This is a genomic window from Nocardia sp. PLKS1-43 (assembly GCF_059510335.1).
Genome location: NZ_JCAJZQ010000006.1, coordinates 79,253 through 98,387 on the forward strand (window position 1 = coordinate 79,253; position 19,135 = coordinate 98,387).

At 70.0% G+C, this 19,135-nt stretch carries 1 protein-coding gene (only partly in view); it reads right to left on the reverse strand.

The whole window is internal to a non-ribosomal peptide synthase/polyketide synthase gene (locus AC5WS7_RS22340) on the reverse strand: the coding sequence, 50,301 nt in all, runs 22,931 nt past the left edge and 8,235 nt past the right edge, and what appears here is coding positions 8,236-27,370 (codon 2,746, complete, through codon 9,124, partial); reading right to left, the first codon wholly in view occupies positions 19,133-19,135. Both the start codon and the stop codon lie outside the window.

A 19,135-nucleotide genomic window follows, 5' to 3' on the forward strand; every position in this document is an offset into this window, starting at 1 on the left:
CCTCGAACAGCAACCGCACCGGGACCCGGGTGTTCAGCGCCGCGCCCAGGCGGGCCACCAACTGGGTGGCGATCAGCGAGTTTCCACCGAGTTCGAAGAAGTCGTCGTCCAAGCCGACCGCGGTATCGACGCCGAGTACCGCGGCGAAGGTGTTGGCCACGATCTCCTCGACCGGGGTCGAGGGCGCCCGGAACCGGCGCGTCTCGAAGGTGGGCTCGGGCAAGGCGCGCCGATCCAGTTTCCCGTTGACGGTCAACGGAATTCGATCGAGCATCACGAAGGCCGAGGGCACCATGTAGGCGGGCAGCACCGCCGCCAGGCGTTCGCGCAGCACCTCGATGAGGCTGTCCGCGCCGGACTCGTCCGGCGTGACCGGCACCAGATACGCGATGAGGCGATCGCCCGTGCGGCCGTCGGAACGAGCGATGACCGCGGTCTGCGCGACCTCGGGCTGCGCGAGCAGCGCGGCCTCGATCTCACCCAGCTCGATCCGGAAACCACGCACCTTGACCTGGTCGTCGGCGCGGCCGAGATACTCCAGCTCGCCGAAGCGGTTCCAGCGCGCCACATCGCCGGAGCGGTACAGCACCGAACCGGGTTCGTCGAACGGATTCGCGACGAACCGCGCCGCGGACAGATCCGGGCGGCCCAGGTAGCCGCGGGCCACCTGCGGGCCGGCGACATACATTTCACCAGCGACGCCGACCGGCGCCGGATGCAACCGGTTGTCCAGGACGTAGACCCGCAGACCGGTGATCGCCCGGCCGATGATCGAACCGTTCGCCGCCGCGATGGTTTCCGCGTCCAGCACCCGGTGCGATACGTGCACGGTGGTCTCGGTGATGCCGTACATATTCACCAACCGCGGCGCCGAATCACCGTACCGGGCAACCCAATCGGACAGCCGACGCAATTCCAGCGCCTCGCCGCCGAACACCACGTACCGCAGCGCGAGCGGCTCCGTCCTCGCATCAGGATCGGCCGGCGCGAGCCGGTCGGCCTCCGCAAGCTGGTAGAAGGCGGACGGAGTCTGGTTGAGCACCGTGACGCGTTCGCGGTACAGCAGTTCCAGGAACTGCTCGGGCGAGCGCGAGGTGAAGTAATCGACGACCACCACGGTGCCGCCGTACAGCAGCGGGCCCCACAGCTCCCAGACCGAGAAGTCGAAGGCGAACGAGTGGAAGAGTGTCCACACGTCCGTGGGACCGAAACCGAAATCGCGATCGGTATTCGCGAACAGCCGCAACACATTCCGATGCGCTACGGCCACGCCCTTGGGGCGGCCGGTCGAACCGGAGGTGTAGATCACGTAGGCGACATTGTCGGCCGAGACCGGGGCGAGCCGCTCGGCATCGGTGATCGGCTCGTCGCTGTACGCGGCCGCATCGTCGACGAGCACGGTCGGCAGTCCGGCGGGCAGATCGACATCGACGCTGTCGTCGACGACGACGCAGACCGGGTCGGCGTCCGACAGCACGTATGCGATGCGCTCGGCCGGATAGGCCGGGTCGATCGGGACATACGCCGCACCGGATTTGACTACCGCGAGCAGCCCGACGACCAGTTCCAGCGAACGTGGCAGAATCACCGCGACCATTCGCTCGGGACCGGCGCCCGCCGCAATGAGCTTGCGCGCCAATCGGTTCGCGCGCCGATCCAGCTCCCGATAGCTGAGCTGGGAATCCTCGAAGCGCGCCGCGACGCGATCGCCGTGCTCGGCCACCGCGACATCGAATACTCGGGACAGCGTGGCACCGGGCGCGACCAGGGCCGCCGGTGCGGTCTGCGCACCCGCGCCCGCCGTGACGTTGTTCCAGACGCGCAGCAGGTGTTCGGCCTCGTGCACATCCAGCAGCGGAATATCGCCGATCGGGCGATCCGGCGTAGCGACAACGGCTTTCACGATCCGCAGGAAGCGCCGCGCGAATCCGGCGATCGAATCCTGATCGAAAAGATCTGTGGCGTAGATGAACTTGGCGACAATACCCTCGGGTACCGCAGTGCCTTCAGCGGCGTCGAGCGGCGGGATCCGTTCGGACAGCTCGAGTTGAAGATCGAATTTCGCCGTCTCGATCGGCAATTCGACATTGCTGATGGTCAGCCCGGGCAGCTCCAACGTGGTGCCGCCGGTGTTCTGCAGCGACAGCATCACCTGGAACAGCGGATGCCGCGCCTGCGAACGCTGCGGATTCAGGATCTCCACCAGTCGCTCGAACGGCAGATCCGGATGTCCGAACGCCGCGATGTCGCCGGACCGCACCGACCGCAGCAGATCCGCGAAACTCGCCTGCGCGTCGACCTGCGTCCGCAGCACCAGCGTGTTGACGAACATGCCGATCATGTCGTCGAGTTCACGCTCGCCACGCCCGGCGACCGGGGTTCCGATGACGATGTCGGATTCGCCGCTCGAGCGCGACAGCAGCACCGCCAGAGCGGCGTGGATGACCATGAACATGGTCGTGCCGTACGGGCGGGCGAGTTCGGCGAGACGGGCCTGGAGGTCGGCGCCGATCTCGAAGGTGTAGACCGCGCCGCGGCCGGAGGCGACCGCGGGGCGGGGACGGTCGGACGGGAGGTCGACCTGCTCGGGCAGGCCGCGCAACGTCTCGGTCCAGTACGAGATCTGCTGGGAAATCAGCGATTCCGGATCGCTCTCCGAACCCAGCACCTCACGCTGCCACAGCGCGTAGTCCGCGTACTGCACCGTCAGCGGCTGCCAGGCCGGTTCGCCCCCGTCGATGCGGGCGCCGTAAGCGGTCATCACGTCCCGGGCGAACGGGCCCATGGAGAAACCGTCACCGGAAATGTGGTGCACCACCACGGCCAGCACATGCTCGGTCGGGCTGATCTCGAACAGCCGGGCCCGCAGCGGTACCTCCGCGGTGACGTCGAAACCGGTGAGGACCAGTTCGGACAGCTGCCTGGGCAGGTCGTCCTCGGTGATCTCGATCGGTGTCAGATCCGGGATGACCCGGCTGGTCGGCACGATCTCCTGATATGCCGCCAGCGCGGGCTCGCGGGTGTCCAGCGCGGCCTCGGGATACCGGGTGCGCAGCGACTCGTGCCGCGCCAGCACGTCGGCGACCGCGATATGCAGCGCCTGCCGGTCCAGCAGGCCGGACATCCGGACCACGACCGGGATGTTGTCGACCGCGGACTCGGGATCGAAGCGGTTCAGGAACCACATCCGCTGCTGCGCCAGCGACAGCGGGATCCGCTCCGGACGCGGTTGCGGCACGAGCGGTTTGCGGGTGGAGCCGCTGGTTCCGGACTCGGCGCGGGCGGCCAGCGCGGACACCGTGGACGCCTCGAAGATCTCGCGGACGCTCAGATCGGTGTCGAGCGCGGCCGACAGGCGGGCCGCCACCTGGGTGGCGATCAGCGAGTTGCCGCCCAGGGCGAAGAAATCGTCGTCCAGGCCGACGCGCGCGACCCCCAGTGTCTCGGCGAAGATCTCCGCGACGATCTCCTCCACCGGCGTGGTCGGCGCGCGGAACACCGCGGCCTCGAACACCGGCGCGGGCAGCGCCTTGCGGTCCAGCTTGCCCGAGGCGTTCAGCGGCAGCTCGTCCAGCACCATCACCAGCGCGGGCACCATATAGGCGGGCAGTCGACGGCCGAGCTCTTCGCGAACCTCGTCGGTGTCCAGGATCGACTCGGCCGCAACGACATACGCCACCAGCTGATCGCCGGTGTGCACGTCGTGGCGGACCACGGCCACCGCCTGGCCGATCTCGGGCAGGGCGGTCAGCGCGGATTCGATCTCGCCGAGTTCGATGCGCAGGCCGCGCAACTTCACCTGGAAGTCGGTGCGGCCCAGGTACTCCAGTTCACCGTCGCCGGTCCAGTAGACCAGGTCACCGGTGCGGTACATGCGCTCGCCGTCGCCGAACGGGTTGGCCACGAACCGGTCCGCGGACAGATCGGGCCTGCGGACGTAACCGTGCGCCAGCTGCGCGCCCGCCAGATACAGCTCACCCGCGACACCCACCGGAGTCGGCTGCAAGCGCGAATCCAGTACGTACACCCGGGTATTGAAGACCGGGCGGCCGATCGGCACCGTTTCCCGGTCGGACGCGGTGACCTGGTGGTAGGTGACGTCGACCGCGGCCTCGGTCGGGCCGTACAGGTTGTGCACCGCCGCACCGGTCAGCTCGCGCAGCCGATGCGCGGAGCGAGGCGCCAGCGCCTCGCCGGAGGAGAACACCATGCGCAGCGAACGGCACTGCGCCACAGCAGATTCGGCCACGAACACCGACAGCATCGACGGCACGAAGTGTGCCACCGTCACACCCTCGGCCGCGATCAACTCCGCCATGTACGCCGGATCACGATGACCATCCGGCTTGGCCACCACCAGCCGCGCGCCGATCTGCAACGGCCAGAAGAACTCCCACACCGACACGTCGAACGTCGACGGCGTCTTCTGCAACACCACATCGCCGGGGGTGAGGCCGTACTCGGACTGCATCCACACCAAGCGGTTCACGATCGCCGCATGCGGCACCGCCACACCCTTCGGACGACCGGTCGAACCGGAGGTGAAGATCACATACGCGGTATCCGTCGGCCGCAGCGGGTAACGCCGGTCGGCATCGGTGAGCGGCTCGATCGCGTAGCCGGACAGGTCCAGCAGGTCGATCCGCACCTGTGCGGTGTCGATCTCCAGATCGTCGCCGGAGGTGAGCACGCAGACCGGGTCCGCGGTGCGCAGGATGTACTCGGTGCGCTCGGCGGGATGATCCGGATCCAGCGGCACATACGCGCCGCCGGCCGCGGCGACGGCGTACATGCCGACCACCAGATCGATCGAGCGGCGCATGCCGAGGGCGACGAAGGACTCCGGGCCCACCCCGCGATCCACCAGCCAGCGCGCCAGGCGGTGCACGCGGGCGGAGAACTCCGCGTAGGCCAGAGTTGTCCCCTCGAACGTCAGCGCGGGTTCGTCCGGCGTGCGTTCCGCCTGCGCCTCGAACATCGACACCAGGGTCGCGGCCGGATCGGGCAGCGGGTGCGCGGTGTCGTTCCACCGCGTGACCACCAGGTCGCGTTCGGCGTCGTCCAGCAGGGCGATATCGCCCACCGGGACCTCCGGATCGGCGGTGATCGCGGCCAGCACCCGCACCAATCGGCCCGCGATGCGCTCGATCGCGCTCTCCTGGAACAGATCCCGCAGATATCCGGCGCGGATGCGCAGGCTCTGGCCGGTATCGCCCGGCCGGGTGTCCAGCTGCGCGATCAGGGTCAGCGGATAGTGCGTGGCGTCGGCGGCCTCGAGTCCGGTGACCGCCATACCGTCGATATCGGCGGCCTGCTCCCGGATCCCCTCGGAATCGACCGGATAGGACTCGAAGACGACCAGGGTGTCGAACAGCCCGCCCATTCCGGCGGCCTGCTGGATGTCGGCCAGGCCGACGTAGTGGTGGTCGAGCAGGTCCGCCTGCTCGCCCTGGGTACGGGTGAGCAGTGCGCGCACCGACTCGGCCGGGTCGATGTCCACCCGCACCGGAACGGTGTTGATGAACAGGCCGACCATCGATTCCACGCCGGGCAACTGCGCCGGACGTCCCGAGACGGTGGTGCCGAACAGCACGTCGTCGCGACCGGTGGTGCGGCCCAGCAGGATTCCCCACGCGACCTGCAACACCGTGTTCGGGGTGACGCCGAGGCGGGTCGCCAGCTCGGTGAGCCGCGCGGTCGCGTCCACGTCGAGGCCGAACAGGTATTCACCGGACAGCGAGGTGATCTCGCGGCCGGAATCGGGCCGGGTCAGCAGAGTCGGCTCGGACACACCCGACAGCGCCGCGGCCCAGGCCGCGACCGAAGCCGAATGATCCTGCTGCGCAACCCATTCCAGGAAGTGCCGGTACGAGCGCACCGCGGGCATCGCGGCGGTGTCGGCGCGGGTGGCGTACAGCACCAGCAGATCCCGCATGAGCAGCGGCATCGACCAGCCGTCCAGCAGGATGTGGTGGTTGGACACCGCGAGCTGCCATTCGCTCTCGCCCACCCGGATCAGGGTGAACCGGATCAGCGGCGGCTCGGCGAGATCGAACCGCTGGGTGCGGTCGGCGTCGATGATCTCGCTCGCGGTCGCGCCCGGACGCGCGTGGGCCGGACGGCAGTCGTGTTCGGCCCAGGCCACCCGCACGCCGTCCAGAACCAACTGCACCGGATTGCCCTGGGCGTCGGTCACGAAGGCGGTGCGCAGGTTCTCGTAGCGATCGACCAGCGCCTGCGCGGCGGCGTGCAGCCGGTCCGCATCCACCCGGCCGGTCAGCGTGAGCACGGCCTGCGCGGTGTACACGTCCACCGAGGTGGCCGCGAGCTGAGCGTGGAACAGCAGACCGGCCTGCAGCGCCGACAGCGGCCACACATCGATCAACGCCGGGAACCGGCGCTCCCAGTCGTCCACATCCTGCTGGGTGCTGCGCACGAGCGGGAAGTCGGACGGGGTGTGCCCACCCGCCTGCGCGGAATCCGCGTGGCGCGCAACGGCTTCCACCGCCTCGACCCACATCCGGCCGAAGCCCGCGACGGCCTCGTCGCCGAGCAGCGTGGTCGGGTAGCCGATATTGGCGGTGAGCTGATCACCGACGACGATGGCGTTGATGTCCAGCGGCGCCATCGCGGGCATATCGGCGTCGTAGTCGCCGCCCAGCTCGCCCAGTTCGGGCGCTGGCACCCAGCCGAAGCCGCGCAGCGCCTCGGGCACGCCGCCCTCGGAGACCCGGCCCAGGTAGTTGAAGCTGACCTGGCCCGGCAACTGCGCCGGAAGCTGTGCGGCGGTCTCCTGGTTGAGGTACCGCAGCAGGCCGTAGCCCACACCCTTGTCCGGGACGGCACGCAACTGTTCCTTGAACGCCTTGATGGCGCGGCCCATGGCGGGGCCGCCGGTCAGCGCGTCCGCGACATCGATCCCGGACAGGTCCAGCCGGACCGGATAGATCGCGGTGAACCAGCCGACGGTCCGGGACAGATCAGCGCCCGGAACCAGATCCTCTTCGCGGCCATGGCCTTCCAGCCGGATGAGCAGTGAATCCGCGCCCTCCGCGGCCTCGCCGAGACGCTCGGCACGCCAGGCCGCCGTCGCCAGGGCCAGCGCGGTCACCAGGGCATCGTTGACGCCACCGTGGAACAGCGCCGGAACCGTGGTCAGCAGCGCGCGGGTGGCCTCGGCCGACACCTCGACGTGATGACGGGCGATGACGCCCGACACATCGATGGCCGGATCCATCGGACGCGCGGTCAGCAGCGGGTCCGGACCCTCGACCACCGAACGCCAGCGCTCCAGCTCACCGGTGCGCTCGGCGGCGACCTGCTCGAGCGCGTGCGACCACGTGCGCATGCTGGTGCCCGGTTCGGCCAGTTCGGGCGTCTGCCCGGAGGACAGCTGTCCCCACGCGGTGACGAAGTCCGGCACCAGGATTCGCCAGGACACGCCGTCGATGATCATGTGGTGCGCGGCGACCACGAGTCGGCCGGCGCGCTCGGAACCCGAGCCGGAGACCGGCTCCAGCCAGACGAACCGGATCACCACGCCCGCTTCCGGGTCCAGCCGGTCCAGCGTGACATCCAGTGCGGCGCGGGCGATCTCGAAGACCTCGGCATCCTCGGCCGCGGCGTCGAATTCCACCCGGTCGATCAGCGCGTCCACATCGATCGTGCCCGGTTCGGCGGTTTCGATGATCCATTCCGCGCCCGCGTGCCGCCGCAGCCGGGCGCGCAGCATGTCGTGCCGGTCGATGACCGCGGCGACCGTCGCGGCGATGCCCGCGCGATCGATACCGATCGGAAGTTCCAGTGCCAGAGTCTGATTGAAGCGCCCGATACCGCCGGGCCGCTCCACCATGAAACGCACCACCGGGGTCAGCGGCATGGTGCCGACGCCGCCGCCGGGCAGCTCGGGCAGGCGCGCCACCGCGTCGCCCTGCGCGTCGGTGGTCGTTGCGACCTCGGCGAGGGCGGCCACGGTGCGCTGTTCGAAGACGTCGCGCGGGGAGAACACCACGCCGCGCGCCTTGGCCCGCGCCACCAGCTGAATGGAGACGATGCTGTCGCCGCCCAGCGCGAAGAACGAATCCTCGATACCGACCCGCTCGATGCCCAGGACCTCGGCGAAGACCTCGGCGAGGGTGTGCTCGAGCGGCGTGCGCGGCGCGGTGAAGGCGGCCTCGGAGGCGAAGACCGGTTCGGGCAGCGCCCGGCGGTCCAGCTTGCCGACCGGGGTCAGCGGGATGTGGTCGAGCACCATCACCGACGCGGGCACCATGTAGGCGGGCAGCCGCTTGCCGATGTGCTCGGTCAGGGCCGCGACGTCGATCGTATGTCCCTGTGCGGCAACGACATACGACACCAGCGAGGTCGCGCCCGCGGCGCTGCGATGTCCGATCGTCGCGGCGAAGTCGACACTCTCGTGCGAGGTCAGCGCGGCGTCGATCTCGCCCAGCTCGATGCGGAAACCGCGGACCTTCACCTGGAAGTCAGAGCGGCCGACGTACTCCAGACGGTGCTCCGGCGTGCCGTCGGGGAGTTGCCGCGTGGTCCAGCGCACCACGTCACCGGTGCGGTACATCCGCTCCCCCGGCGCGAACGGGTTCGCCACGAACTTGTCCGCGGTCAGGCTCGCCCGCTCGTGATATCCACGGGTGACCTGGATGCCCGAGACGTACAGCTCACCGGCCACACCGTCGGGCACCGGCTGCAGCCGGTTGTCCAGGACCAGCGACCCGACGCCGCGGTTCGGACCGCCCATGGTCAGCGCGTCCCCGGGCAGCAGCGGCTCGCCGATGTTGACCACGATCTGGGTCTCGGTCGGGCCGTAGATGTTGTGGAACGACCGGATCGGCCCATCCGGGCCGCCCAGCGGAATCGCCCACTTCGCCAGCAGCTCGGGCGAATACGCCTCGCCGCCGACCGCCAGCACCCGCAGGCTGTCCAGTCCGGCCGGGTCCAGCGTCGCCAGCGCGGCCGGGGTGATGAACAGATGGCTCACCTGCTCGCGCCGGATCAGCTCGTACAGCTCCTCGCCGCCGAAGACGCCGGTGGGCACGATCACGAGCGTGCCGCCGGGGCCGACCGCGAACAGCAGTTCCATCAGCGAGGCGTCGAAGCTCGGCGAGGAGAAATGCAGGGTGCGCGAATCGGAGTCGAGCCGGTAGCGCGCGACCTGCTCGGCGCTGAAGTTGGCCAGGCCCGCGTGCGGCACCACGACGCCCTTGGGCACACCGGTGGAACCGGAGGTGTAGATGACGTAGGCGAGGTTGTACGGCCGCAGCGGCCGCACCCGGTCCGCATCGGTGACCGCCGCGCCGTCGAACGCGTCGAGGTCCAGCTCGTCCAGGACCAGCCACTGCACCGAATCGGGCAGGTCGGCGCGCACCGAGGCCACGGTCAGGCCGATCGGGGTGCCCGAATCGGTGAGCATGTGCTCGATGCGGTCGGCCGGGTAGGACGGGTCGATCGGCACGAAGGCCGCACCCGACTTGGTCACACCCCACTCGGCGAAATACGAGTCCGCCGAACGCGGAATCGCGATCGCGATCAGGTCCTCGGCGCCCAGGCCCCGATCGATCAGCAAGCGCGCCAGGCGGTTCGAGCGTTCGTCGAGTTCGCCGTAGGTCAGGCGGATGTCACGGAACACCACCGCGGGCGCGGCCGGATCACGCGAGACCGCCGCCGCCAGCAGCTCCGGCAGCGTACTCGGGGCGAGTCCGGGACCGCCGGTGCGCGAGACGATTTCGGCGCGCTCGGCCGGCTCCAGGATCTCGATGGACCCGACGACCACCTCCGGATCGGCGGCGATCGCCTCCAGCACCCACTGCCAGCGGGTGACGAAGGAGGCTGCGGTGGCCTCGTCGAACAGTTCGGTCGCGTAGGTCAGCGCCAGGGACATCCCGGCCGAGTCCCGCTCGGACAGCGTGAACTGCAGGTCGAAGCGGGCGACGTTCTCGTCCAGATCCAGCGCCGAGACCGTCAGGCCCGGCAATTCGAGCCCGGCCCGCTCCATGTTCTGGAACGACAGCGCCACCTGGAACAGCGGGTTGCGCGCCTGCGAGCGCTCGGGTGCCAGCAGTTCCACCAGGCGCTCGAACGGCACGTCGGCGTTGCCGAACGCCTCCAAATCGGTGTGCCGCACCCGCTCGAGCAGCGTGCCGAACGATTCGGCCCGGTCGATCTCGGTGCGCAGGACCAGCGTGTTGACGAACATGCCGACCAGATCGTCGAGCGCGGCCTCACCGCGTCCGGCGACCGGGGTACCCACGGCGATGTCGTCGCCGCCGGACAGCCGGGCCAGCAGCACCGACAGCGCACCGTGCATCACCATGAACAGTGACGAACCGCGCTGGCGCGCAACCTCTTCCAGCTTCGAGACCAGTTCCGGGGACAGCGTGCGCCACAGCGTCGCGCCGCGATGCGAGGCGACCGCGGGCCGCGGGCGATCCGCGGGCAGGGTCAGCTCGTCCGGAATCCCGGCCAGTGCGCCCTGCCAGTAGGCGAGCTGACGCGAGAGCAGCGAGTCCGGATCGTCCTCGGTGCCCAGCGCCTCGCGCTGCCAGATCGCGAAATCGGCGTACTGCACCGGCAGCGGCGCCCAGCCGGGGGCGCTGCCCTGGGTGCGCGCGGTGTAGGCGGTCATCAGGTCGCGGGCCAGCGGCGTCATCGAGATGGCGTCACCGGCGATGTGGTGCACCACCACGACCAGCACATGTTCGTCGGGCTGCACCCGGAACAACCGGGCGCGCAGCGGAACCTGTTCGGCCACATCGAATCCGATGGACGCGAACTCCGCGAGCGCGGCGGCCAGTTCCTCCGCGCCGATCGGATAGGCCCGCAGATCCAGGGCGATCTGCTCGGCCGCCACCACCAGCTGGGTCGGCGCGCCGCCGTGCTCGGGGTAGCGGGTGCGCAGCGACTCGTGCCGCCGCACCACATCGAAGATCGCCAATTGCAGTGCGGCGGTGTCGAGTTCACCGGACAGCCGGATCGCCAGCGGCAGGTTGTAGGCCGCCGAGGACTTGTCGTACTGGTTCAGGAACCACATCCGCTGCTGCGCGAACGACAGCGGCACCAGGTCGGTGCTGTCGCGCGGGCGCGGGGCCAGACGCGGGCCGGTCTCGTCGCCGGTGTGCGACTCCACCCGGGCGGCCAGGGCCTCCACCGTCGGTGCCTCGAACAGCGCGCGCACGGCCACCGTGGTGCCCAGCGCCGCGCCGATCCGCGCCACCACCCGGGTGGCGATCAGCGAGTTGCCGCCCAGGTCGAAGAAGTCGTCGTCCAGGCCGACGCCGCGTCCGGCGGAGCGCTCGATGCCGAGCACCTCGGCGAAGACCGCGGCCACCGCCTCTTGCACCGGCGTCTCCGGCGCGCGGTAGGCGCGGGCCTGCACCGCGGGCGCGGGCAGCGCCCGGCGATCCAGCTTTCCGTTGACGGTCAACGGGATTCGGTCCAGCACCACGAACGCCGTGGGCACCATGTAGGACGGCAGCCGCTCGGCCGCACCGTCGCGCACGGCATCCAGCGCCGGCGCGGCGCCCGGTTCGGGCACCACGTAGGCGACGATGCGCTGATCGCCGGGCTGGTCCTCGCGCACGATGACAGCGGTCTGCGCGATACCCGGCTGGGCCAGCACCGCCGACTCGATCTCGCCGAGTTCGATGCGGAAACCGCGCACCTTCACCTGGTCGTCGGCGCGGCCCAGGTATTCCAGCTCACCGTGCCGGTTCCAGCGCGCCACGTCACCGGTGCGGTACATCCGGGAACCGCTGTCGCCCAGGGGATCGGCGACGAAACGCGCCGCGCTCAGATCCGGGCGGCCCAGATATCCGCGGGACAGCTGACCGCCCGAGACGTACATCTCACCGGCCACGCCGACCGGCACCGGGTGCAGGCGATCGTCCAGCACGTGCACGCGCAGTCCGGCGATTGCCCGGCCGACCACCGAACCCGTTGCGGCGGAGACGGTTTCGGCGTCGATCGGCCGGTACGAGACATGCACCGTGGTCTCGGTGATGCCGTACATGTTGACCAGCTGCGGATTACCCGGCGTACTGCCGTCCGCACCCGCGCCGTAGCGCGCGACCCAGTCCGCGAGGCGGCGCAGTTCCAGTGCCTCACCACCGAAGACGATGTACCGCAACGACAGCGGCCGCGCCGCGGTCCGCGGATCGGAGACGGCGTTACGGTCGGCCTCGGCGAGCTGGTAGAACGCCGACGGCGTCTGGTTGAGCACCGTGACCCGTTCGCGCCGAAGCAGTTCCAGGAACTGCTCGGGCGAGCGCGAGGTGTAGTAGTCGACCACGATCAGGGTGCCGCCGAACAGCAGCGGACCCCACAGCTCCCACACCGAGAAGTCGAAGGCGAAGGAGTGGAACAGCGTCCACACGTCGTCGGCGCCGAAACCGAAGTCCCGATCGGTATTGGCGAACAGCCGCACCACGTTGCGGTGCTCGACCGCGACGCCCTTGGGACGGCCGGTCGAACCGGAGGTGTAGATGACGTAGGCGACGTCCTCGGCGCGCAGCGGTGCGAGCCGATCGGCGTCGGTGACCGGATGTTCCCCGGAGTCCAGCAGGTCGGGCACGTCGATGCCGTAGTGGTCCATCAGCACGACCGGCAGCGCGGTGCCGTCCGCGCGCACGCCCAGATCGATCTCGACGGTGCTGTCGATGATCGCCACCGCCGGATCCGAGTCGCCCAGCACGTAGGCGATCCGCTCGGCCGGGTAGCTCGGGTCGACCGGCACGTAACCCGCGCCGGACTTGACCACTGCGAGCAGGGCGACCACCAGATCGGCCGAGCGCGGCAGGATCACCGCGACCAGCGCGCCCGGTCCGGCGCCCTGGTCGATCAGCCTGCGCGCCAACTGATTCGCGCGCTGGTCCAGGGAGGTGTAGGTGAGCCGGTCCTCGCCCGACTTCACCGCGATCCGGTCCGGATGCGCGCGGACCATCTCGTCGAACAGATCCGACAGGGTGCGGTCGCGATCGGCGAAACGTCCTGTGGTGGTGGCGTTTCCGGAACTCACCCAGCGGTTGGTGACGTCGAGCCGTTCGGCCTCGCCGAGCAGATCGATATCGCCGAGCACCGTCGCCGGATCCTCGACCACGGCGTAGAGGATGCGCAGCAACCGATCCGAGAAGGCCGCGACCGTCGCGGGATCGAACAGATCGGTGGCGTAGTTCCAGGACAGCGACAGCCCACCGGCGGCGGTGGCCGGATCCTCCGGGACGGCCTCGCCGACGGTCAGCTGGATGTCGAACTTCGCTGTGGCCGCGTCGAATTCGACCACCTCGAGGTCCAGGCCGGGCAGGCTCACCGCGGCCGCGTCACGCTGACCGGTCGCCTCGAAGGTCAGCACCACCTGGAACAGCGGATGGTGCGCCTGCGAGCGGACCGGGCTCAGCACGTCCACCAGATGCTCGAACGGCACGTCGGCATGGCCGAACGCGGCCAGATCGGTGCGGCGCACCTCGTCGAGCAGTTCGGCGAACCGGGTGTCCGGGCGAACCTCGGTCCGCAACACGAGCGTGTTGACGAACATGCCGACCATATCGTCGAGCGCGCGCTCGCCGCGGCCCGCGATCGGCGTGCCGATGGCGATGTCCCGGCTGCCGGACAGCCGCGCCGCCCAGGTGGCCAGTACCGCGTGCATCAGCATGAACAGCGTGACCCCGTGCGCGCGGGCCAGTTCGGTCAGCGCGCCGTGCAGTTCGGCGTCGATCGAGAAGTTTTGCGTCCCACCGGCATTGGTGGCCACCTCCGGACGCGGGCGGTCCGCGGGCAGATCGATCTGCTCGGGCAGGTCGCGCAGTTGTTCGGTCCAGTAGGCGATCTGACGCGCGGCCGCCGAGGCGGAATCGTCCGGCGCGCCGAGCACCTCGTGCTGCCACAGCGCGTAATCCGCGTACTGCACCGGCAGCGGCGTCCAGGCGGGCGCCTCGCCGCGGGAGCGCTCGGAGTAGGCGGCCACCACATCGCGCAGCAGCGGCCGCAGCGAGAAGCCGTCACCGCTGATGTGGTGCATCACCAGCACCACGACGTGCTCGTCGGGCAGCGGCCGGCGGTCGCCGTTGCGGTTCGGCGCGGCCGGGCGAATCACCTGCAGCAGGTTCGCCCGGAAGGGGATCTCGGCGGTGACGTCGAAGTGCACGCCGGCCAGTTCCAGGATGCGCGCGGGCAGCTCGGCCTCGGTGACCGGTTCGGCGGTGAGTTCGAACTCCACCGACGGCGCGGGCAGTACCTGCTGGTAGCCGACGCCCTCGATCTCGGGATAGATGGTTCGCAGCGCCTCGTGCCGGATCTGCACATCGCGCACGGCGGCGGCGAAGGCGTCCCGGTCCAGCTCGCCGGTCAGCCGGATGGCGACCGGGATGTTGTTGACAGCGGTGCGGTGATCGAAGCGGTTCAGGAACCACATCCGCTGCTGCGCGGGCGAGAGCGGCACCAGCTCCGGCCGCGGCCGGGGGGTCAGCGGTGTGCGACCGCCCTGTCCCGCATGCGATTCCACCCGCGCGGCCAGCGCCGCGACGCTGGAGGCCTCGAAGAGCACGCGCACCGGCACCTCGGTGTCCAGCGCCGCGCCCAGCCGCGCCGCGACCTGCGTGGCCAGCAGCGAGTTGCCGCCGAGGGCGAAGAAATCGTCGTCCAGACCGACCCGCTCCACACCGAGCACCTCGGCGAGGGTATCGGCCACGGCCTGTTCGACGGAGGTGCCCGGAGCCCGGAACACCCGGGCCTCGAAGGTCGGCTCGGGCAGCGCCCGGCGGTCCAGCTTGCCCGAGGCGTTGAGCGGGAACTCGTCCAGCACCACGAATGCCGTCGGCACCATGTATGCCGGAACATGCTGTGCCAGTTCGGATTTCACGAGTTCAACCGAGATCCGCGCACCCGGTGCGGCGACCAGGTAGGCCACCAGCTGATCTCCCAGGCGCTCGTCGGCGCGCACCAGCACGACCGACTGCGCGACCGTGTCGATGGCGGTCAGCGCGGACTCGATCTCACCCAGTTCGATGCGCAGACCGCGCAACTTCACCTGGAAGTCGGTGCGGCCCAGGTACTCCAGCTCGCCGCTCGGTGTCCAGACGACCAGGTCGCCGGTGCGGTACATGCGCTCACCGTCACCGAACGGGTTGGCCACGAACCGATCCGCGGACAGATCCGCCCGTGCCACATATCCGCGCGCGAGCTGAGAGCCCGCCAGGTACAGCTCACCCGCGACGCCCACCGGCACCGGCCGCAACCGCGAATCCAGCACGTACACCCGGGTGTTGAACACCGGCGCGCCGATCGGCACGGCCACGGCGTCGGCATCGGTCACCTCGTGGTAGGTGACGTCGACCGCGGCCTCGGTCGGGCCGTAGAGGTTGTGCAGGCGCGCGCCGGTCAACGCGCGCAACTGCTGAGCGATCGGGCCGGGCAGCGCCTCACCGGAGGCGAAGACGTTGCGCAGCCGCACCGCCGGGACACCGCCCGGAACCGCAACGGCCCCACGCTCGTTCGCCAGCGCGGCGACGAATACCGCCAGCATCGACGGCACGAAGTGCGCCACCGTCACGCCCTCGGCGGCGATCAACTCGGCCAGATAGGCCGGATCGCGGTGCCCGTCCGGCTTGGCGACGACCAGCCGCGCACCGATCTGCAACGGCCAGAAGAACTCCCACACCGACACGTCGAACGTGGACGGCGTCTTCTGCAGCACCACATCGTCGGGGGCGAGGCCGTACTGCGCGTGCATCCACACCAGGCGGTTCACGATGGCACCGTGCGGCACCGCCACACCCTTGGGGCGACCGGTCGAACCGGAGGTGAAGATCACGTACGCGATATTCGAGGCGTCCAGCGGCGCCACACGATCGGCGTCGGTGAGCGGATCGCCGGAGAACACCGACAGGTCCAGATCCTCGACCACCGTCGGCGCGCTCGCGCCCGGACGCGCGCCGGGCAGATCGACGAAGTCGGTATCACTGGTCAGCACGCACGCCGGGCGAGCGGTGTCCAGGATGTACTCGTTGCGCTCGATCGGATGGTCCGGATCCAGCGGCAGGTAGGCGCCACCCGCCGCGCTCACCGCGTAGATGCCGACCACCAGCTCGATCGAGCGCCGCATGCCAAGCGCGACAACGGATTCGGGACCGACGCCCTGGGTGACGAGCCACCGCGCGAGCCGCCGGACGCGGTCGGCGAACTCGCCGTAGGACAGAGTCGTCCCCTCGAAGGTGAGCGCGGGCGCGTCCGGGGTGCGCGCGGCCTGTGCCTCGAACAGGGAGATCAGGGTGTCCGCGGCATCGTCCGAGGTGCTCGGCAGCGCCGCGGCGATCTCGAAATCGGTCTCGTTCCAGCGACGCAGCACCCGGATCCGCTCGGTGGGGTCGAGCAGTTCCAGATCGCCCACCGCGGCGGACGGATCGGCCACGACCGCCTCGAGCACGCGCACGAACCGGGCGCCGAACGTCCGGGCGAACGCGGAGTCGAAAAGGTCTGCGGCATAGACGATTTCGGCGTCCATCGCGGTGTCCGCGCCCTCGCCGGCGACGGCCTCCGACAAAGTCAGCTGCAGGTCGAACTTGGCCATCGGCGCATCGGTGCGCAGCTCGGAGACGGTCAGTCCGGGCAGTTCGAGGGCGGTCGGACCCATGTTCTGGAAGGTCAGCATGACCTGGAACAGCGGGTGCCGTCCCTGCGAACGCGCCGGATCGACGACCTCGACCAGCCGCTCGAACGGCACGCCCGCGTGCGCGAACGCACCCAGGTCCCGTTCGCGCACATCGGCAAGCAACTCGGTGAACGCCGTACCGGAATGCACCGGCGTGCGCAGCACCAGCGTGTTGACCACCATGCCGACCAGGTCGTCCAGGGCCTGCTCGCCACGTCCGGCGACCGGGATGCCGATCGCGATGTCGTCGGTGCCGCTCAGGCGGGCCAGCAGCGCCGCGAACGCGCTGTGCACCACCATGAACAGCGTGCTGCCGTGCACGCGCGCCACCTCGTTGAGCGCGTCGACCAGATAACCGGGCACCTGGAACCGGTGCGTCCCGGCCGCGTACGACGCGATCGGCGGACGCGGGCGGGTGGACAGCCGCAGTTCCTCGGGCAGTCCGGCCAGCGTGGTGCGCCAGTAGTCGAGCTGCGTGGAGACCACCGAGCGCGGATCGTCCTCTGAACCGAGCTGATCGCGTTGCCACAGTGCGTAATCCACGTACTGGATCGGCAACGGCGCCCACTCCGGCGCGTGGCCCTCGCCGCGCGCGACGTAGGCGATCATCAGATCGCGGACCAGCGGACGCATCGAGAAACCGTCCGCGGCGATGTGGTGCGCGACGACGGCGAGCACGTGATCGGTCGGACCGTTGCGGAACAGGCGCAGCCGCACCGGCGGCTCCGCGGTGACATCGAAGCCGCGGCCGGCGAATTCGGTCAGCGCGGCGTGCAGTTCACCGGCGTCGATCACATCGATCAGGTCGATGCCCGGCAGCGCCTGGGCCGCGGGCAGCACCTGCTGATAGCCGATGCCCTCGTGCGAGGGATACACGGTGCGCAACGACTCGTGCCGGGCGACGATATCGCCCACCGCGCCACGCAGCGCGGCCAGATCGAGCTCGCCGCGCAGTTGCACCGCCACCGCGATGTTGTTGGCCGCGGACTCGGTGTCGAACCGGTTCAGGAACCACATCCGCTGCTGGGCCGGGGACAGCGGCGGACGTTCGGGCCGCGGCCGCGCGGTGAGGGCCCGGCGCTCACCGGACCCGGTCTGCGTGCTGACCCGCGCGGCCAGCCCGGCCACGGTCGGCGCCTCGAACAGCGTCCGCACTCCGACCTGTGCGTCCAGCGCGGCGCTCAGCCGCGCGGTGACCTGGGTGGCGATCAGCGAGTTGCCGCCCAGGGCGAAGAAGTCGTCGTCCGCACCGATCCGCTCGGTGCCCAGCAACTCGACGAAGATGCCCGCGACCAGTTCCTCGAGCGGTGTCGAGGGGGCCCGGAATTCGCGCGTGCTCAGCTCGGGGGCGGGCAGGGCGCGGCGATCGAGCTTGCCGACCGGGGTCAGCGGGATCTCGTCCAGCACCATGATCGAGGTGGGGACCATATACCCCGGCAGCCGGTCCGCGACATGGTTCGAGACCGCGGCCACGTCGACCGCGTGCCCCGGCACCGCGCGCACATAGGACACCAGCACGGTCGAACCGTTCTCCACCGTGTGCCCCAGGGTGACGGCGAAATCGACGTCCGGATGGCTGGTCAGGGTGGCATCGATCTCGCCGAGTTCGATGCGGAAACCGCGGATCTTCACCTGGAAGTCGTTGCGGCCCACGTATTCCACGACCGGAGTCGCGTCGCGACCGGTGCGCCGCCAGCGCACCACGTCACCGGTGCGGTACAACCGCTCGCCCTCGCCGCCGTACGGATCCGCCACGAAACGCGCCGCGGTGAGTGCGCTGCGCGCGAAATAGCCTCGGGCCAACTGGATTCCGCCGACGTACAGCTCACCCGCGACGCCCTCGGGCACCGGATGCAGGCGACTGTCCAGCACCAGGGCACGCATGCCCCGGACCGGACCGCCGATGGTGACCGGATCGCCCGGCCGCAGCCGCGCGCTGATATTGGTGGCCACGGTCGCCTCGGTCGGACCGTAGGCATTGTGGAACCGCCGGTCGGTACCCGAACCACTCGGCGCGGCAGACCATTTGGCGACCAGGTCGGCCGAAACGGCCTCTCCGCCGGCGATGATGACCGACATTCCGGCCAGTGCGGCCGGATCCAGCGACGCCAGCACCGAGGGGGTGATCAGCCCGACCGTGACGCGCTCGCGGGCGATCAGTTCGCCGAGTTCCTCACCGCCGTAGGTGCCCGGCGGCACGACCACCAGGGCGCCCGCCGATCCCACGGCCAGCAGCATCTCGAGCACGGACGCGTCGAAGGAGGGCGAGGCGAAGGCCAGCGCCCGCGAATCACGGTCCAGGCCATAGCGTTCCACCTGCAACGCGCTGAAGTTCGCCAGGCCCGCATGGGTGACCACGACGCCCTTGGGCAGACCGGTGGAGCCGGAGGTGTAGATGACGTAGGCGATGTTCCCCGGCCGCAGCGGACCGGGGCGGTCGGCATCGGTGACCGGCGCGGGCGAGGCGGCCTCGGCCGCGGC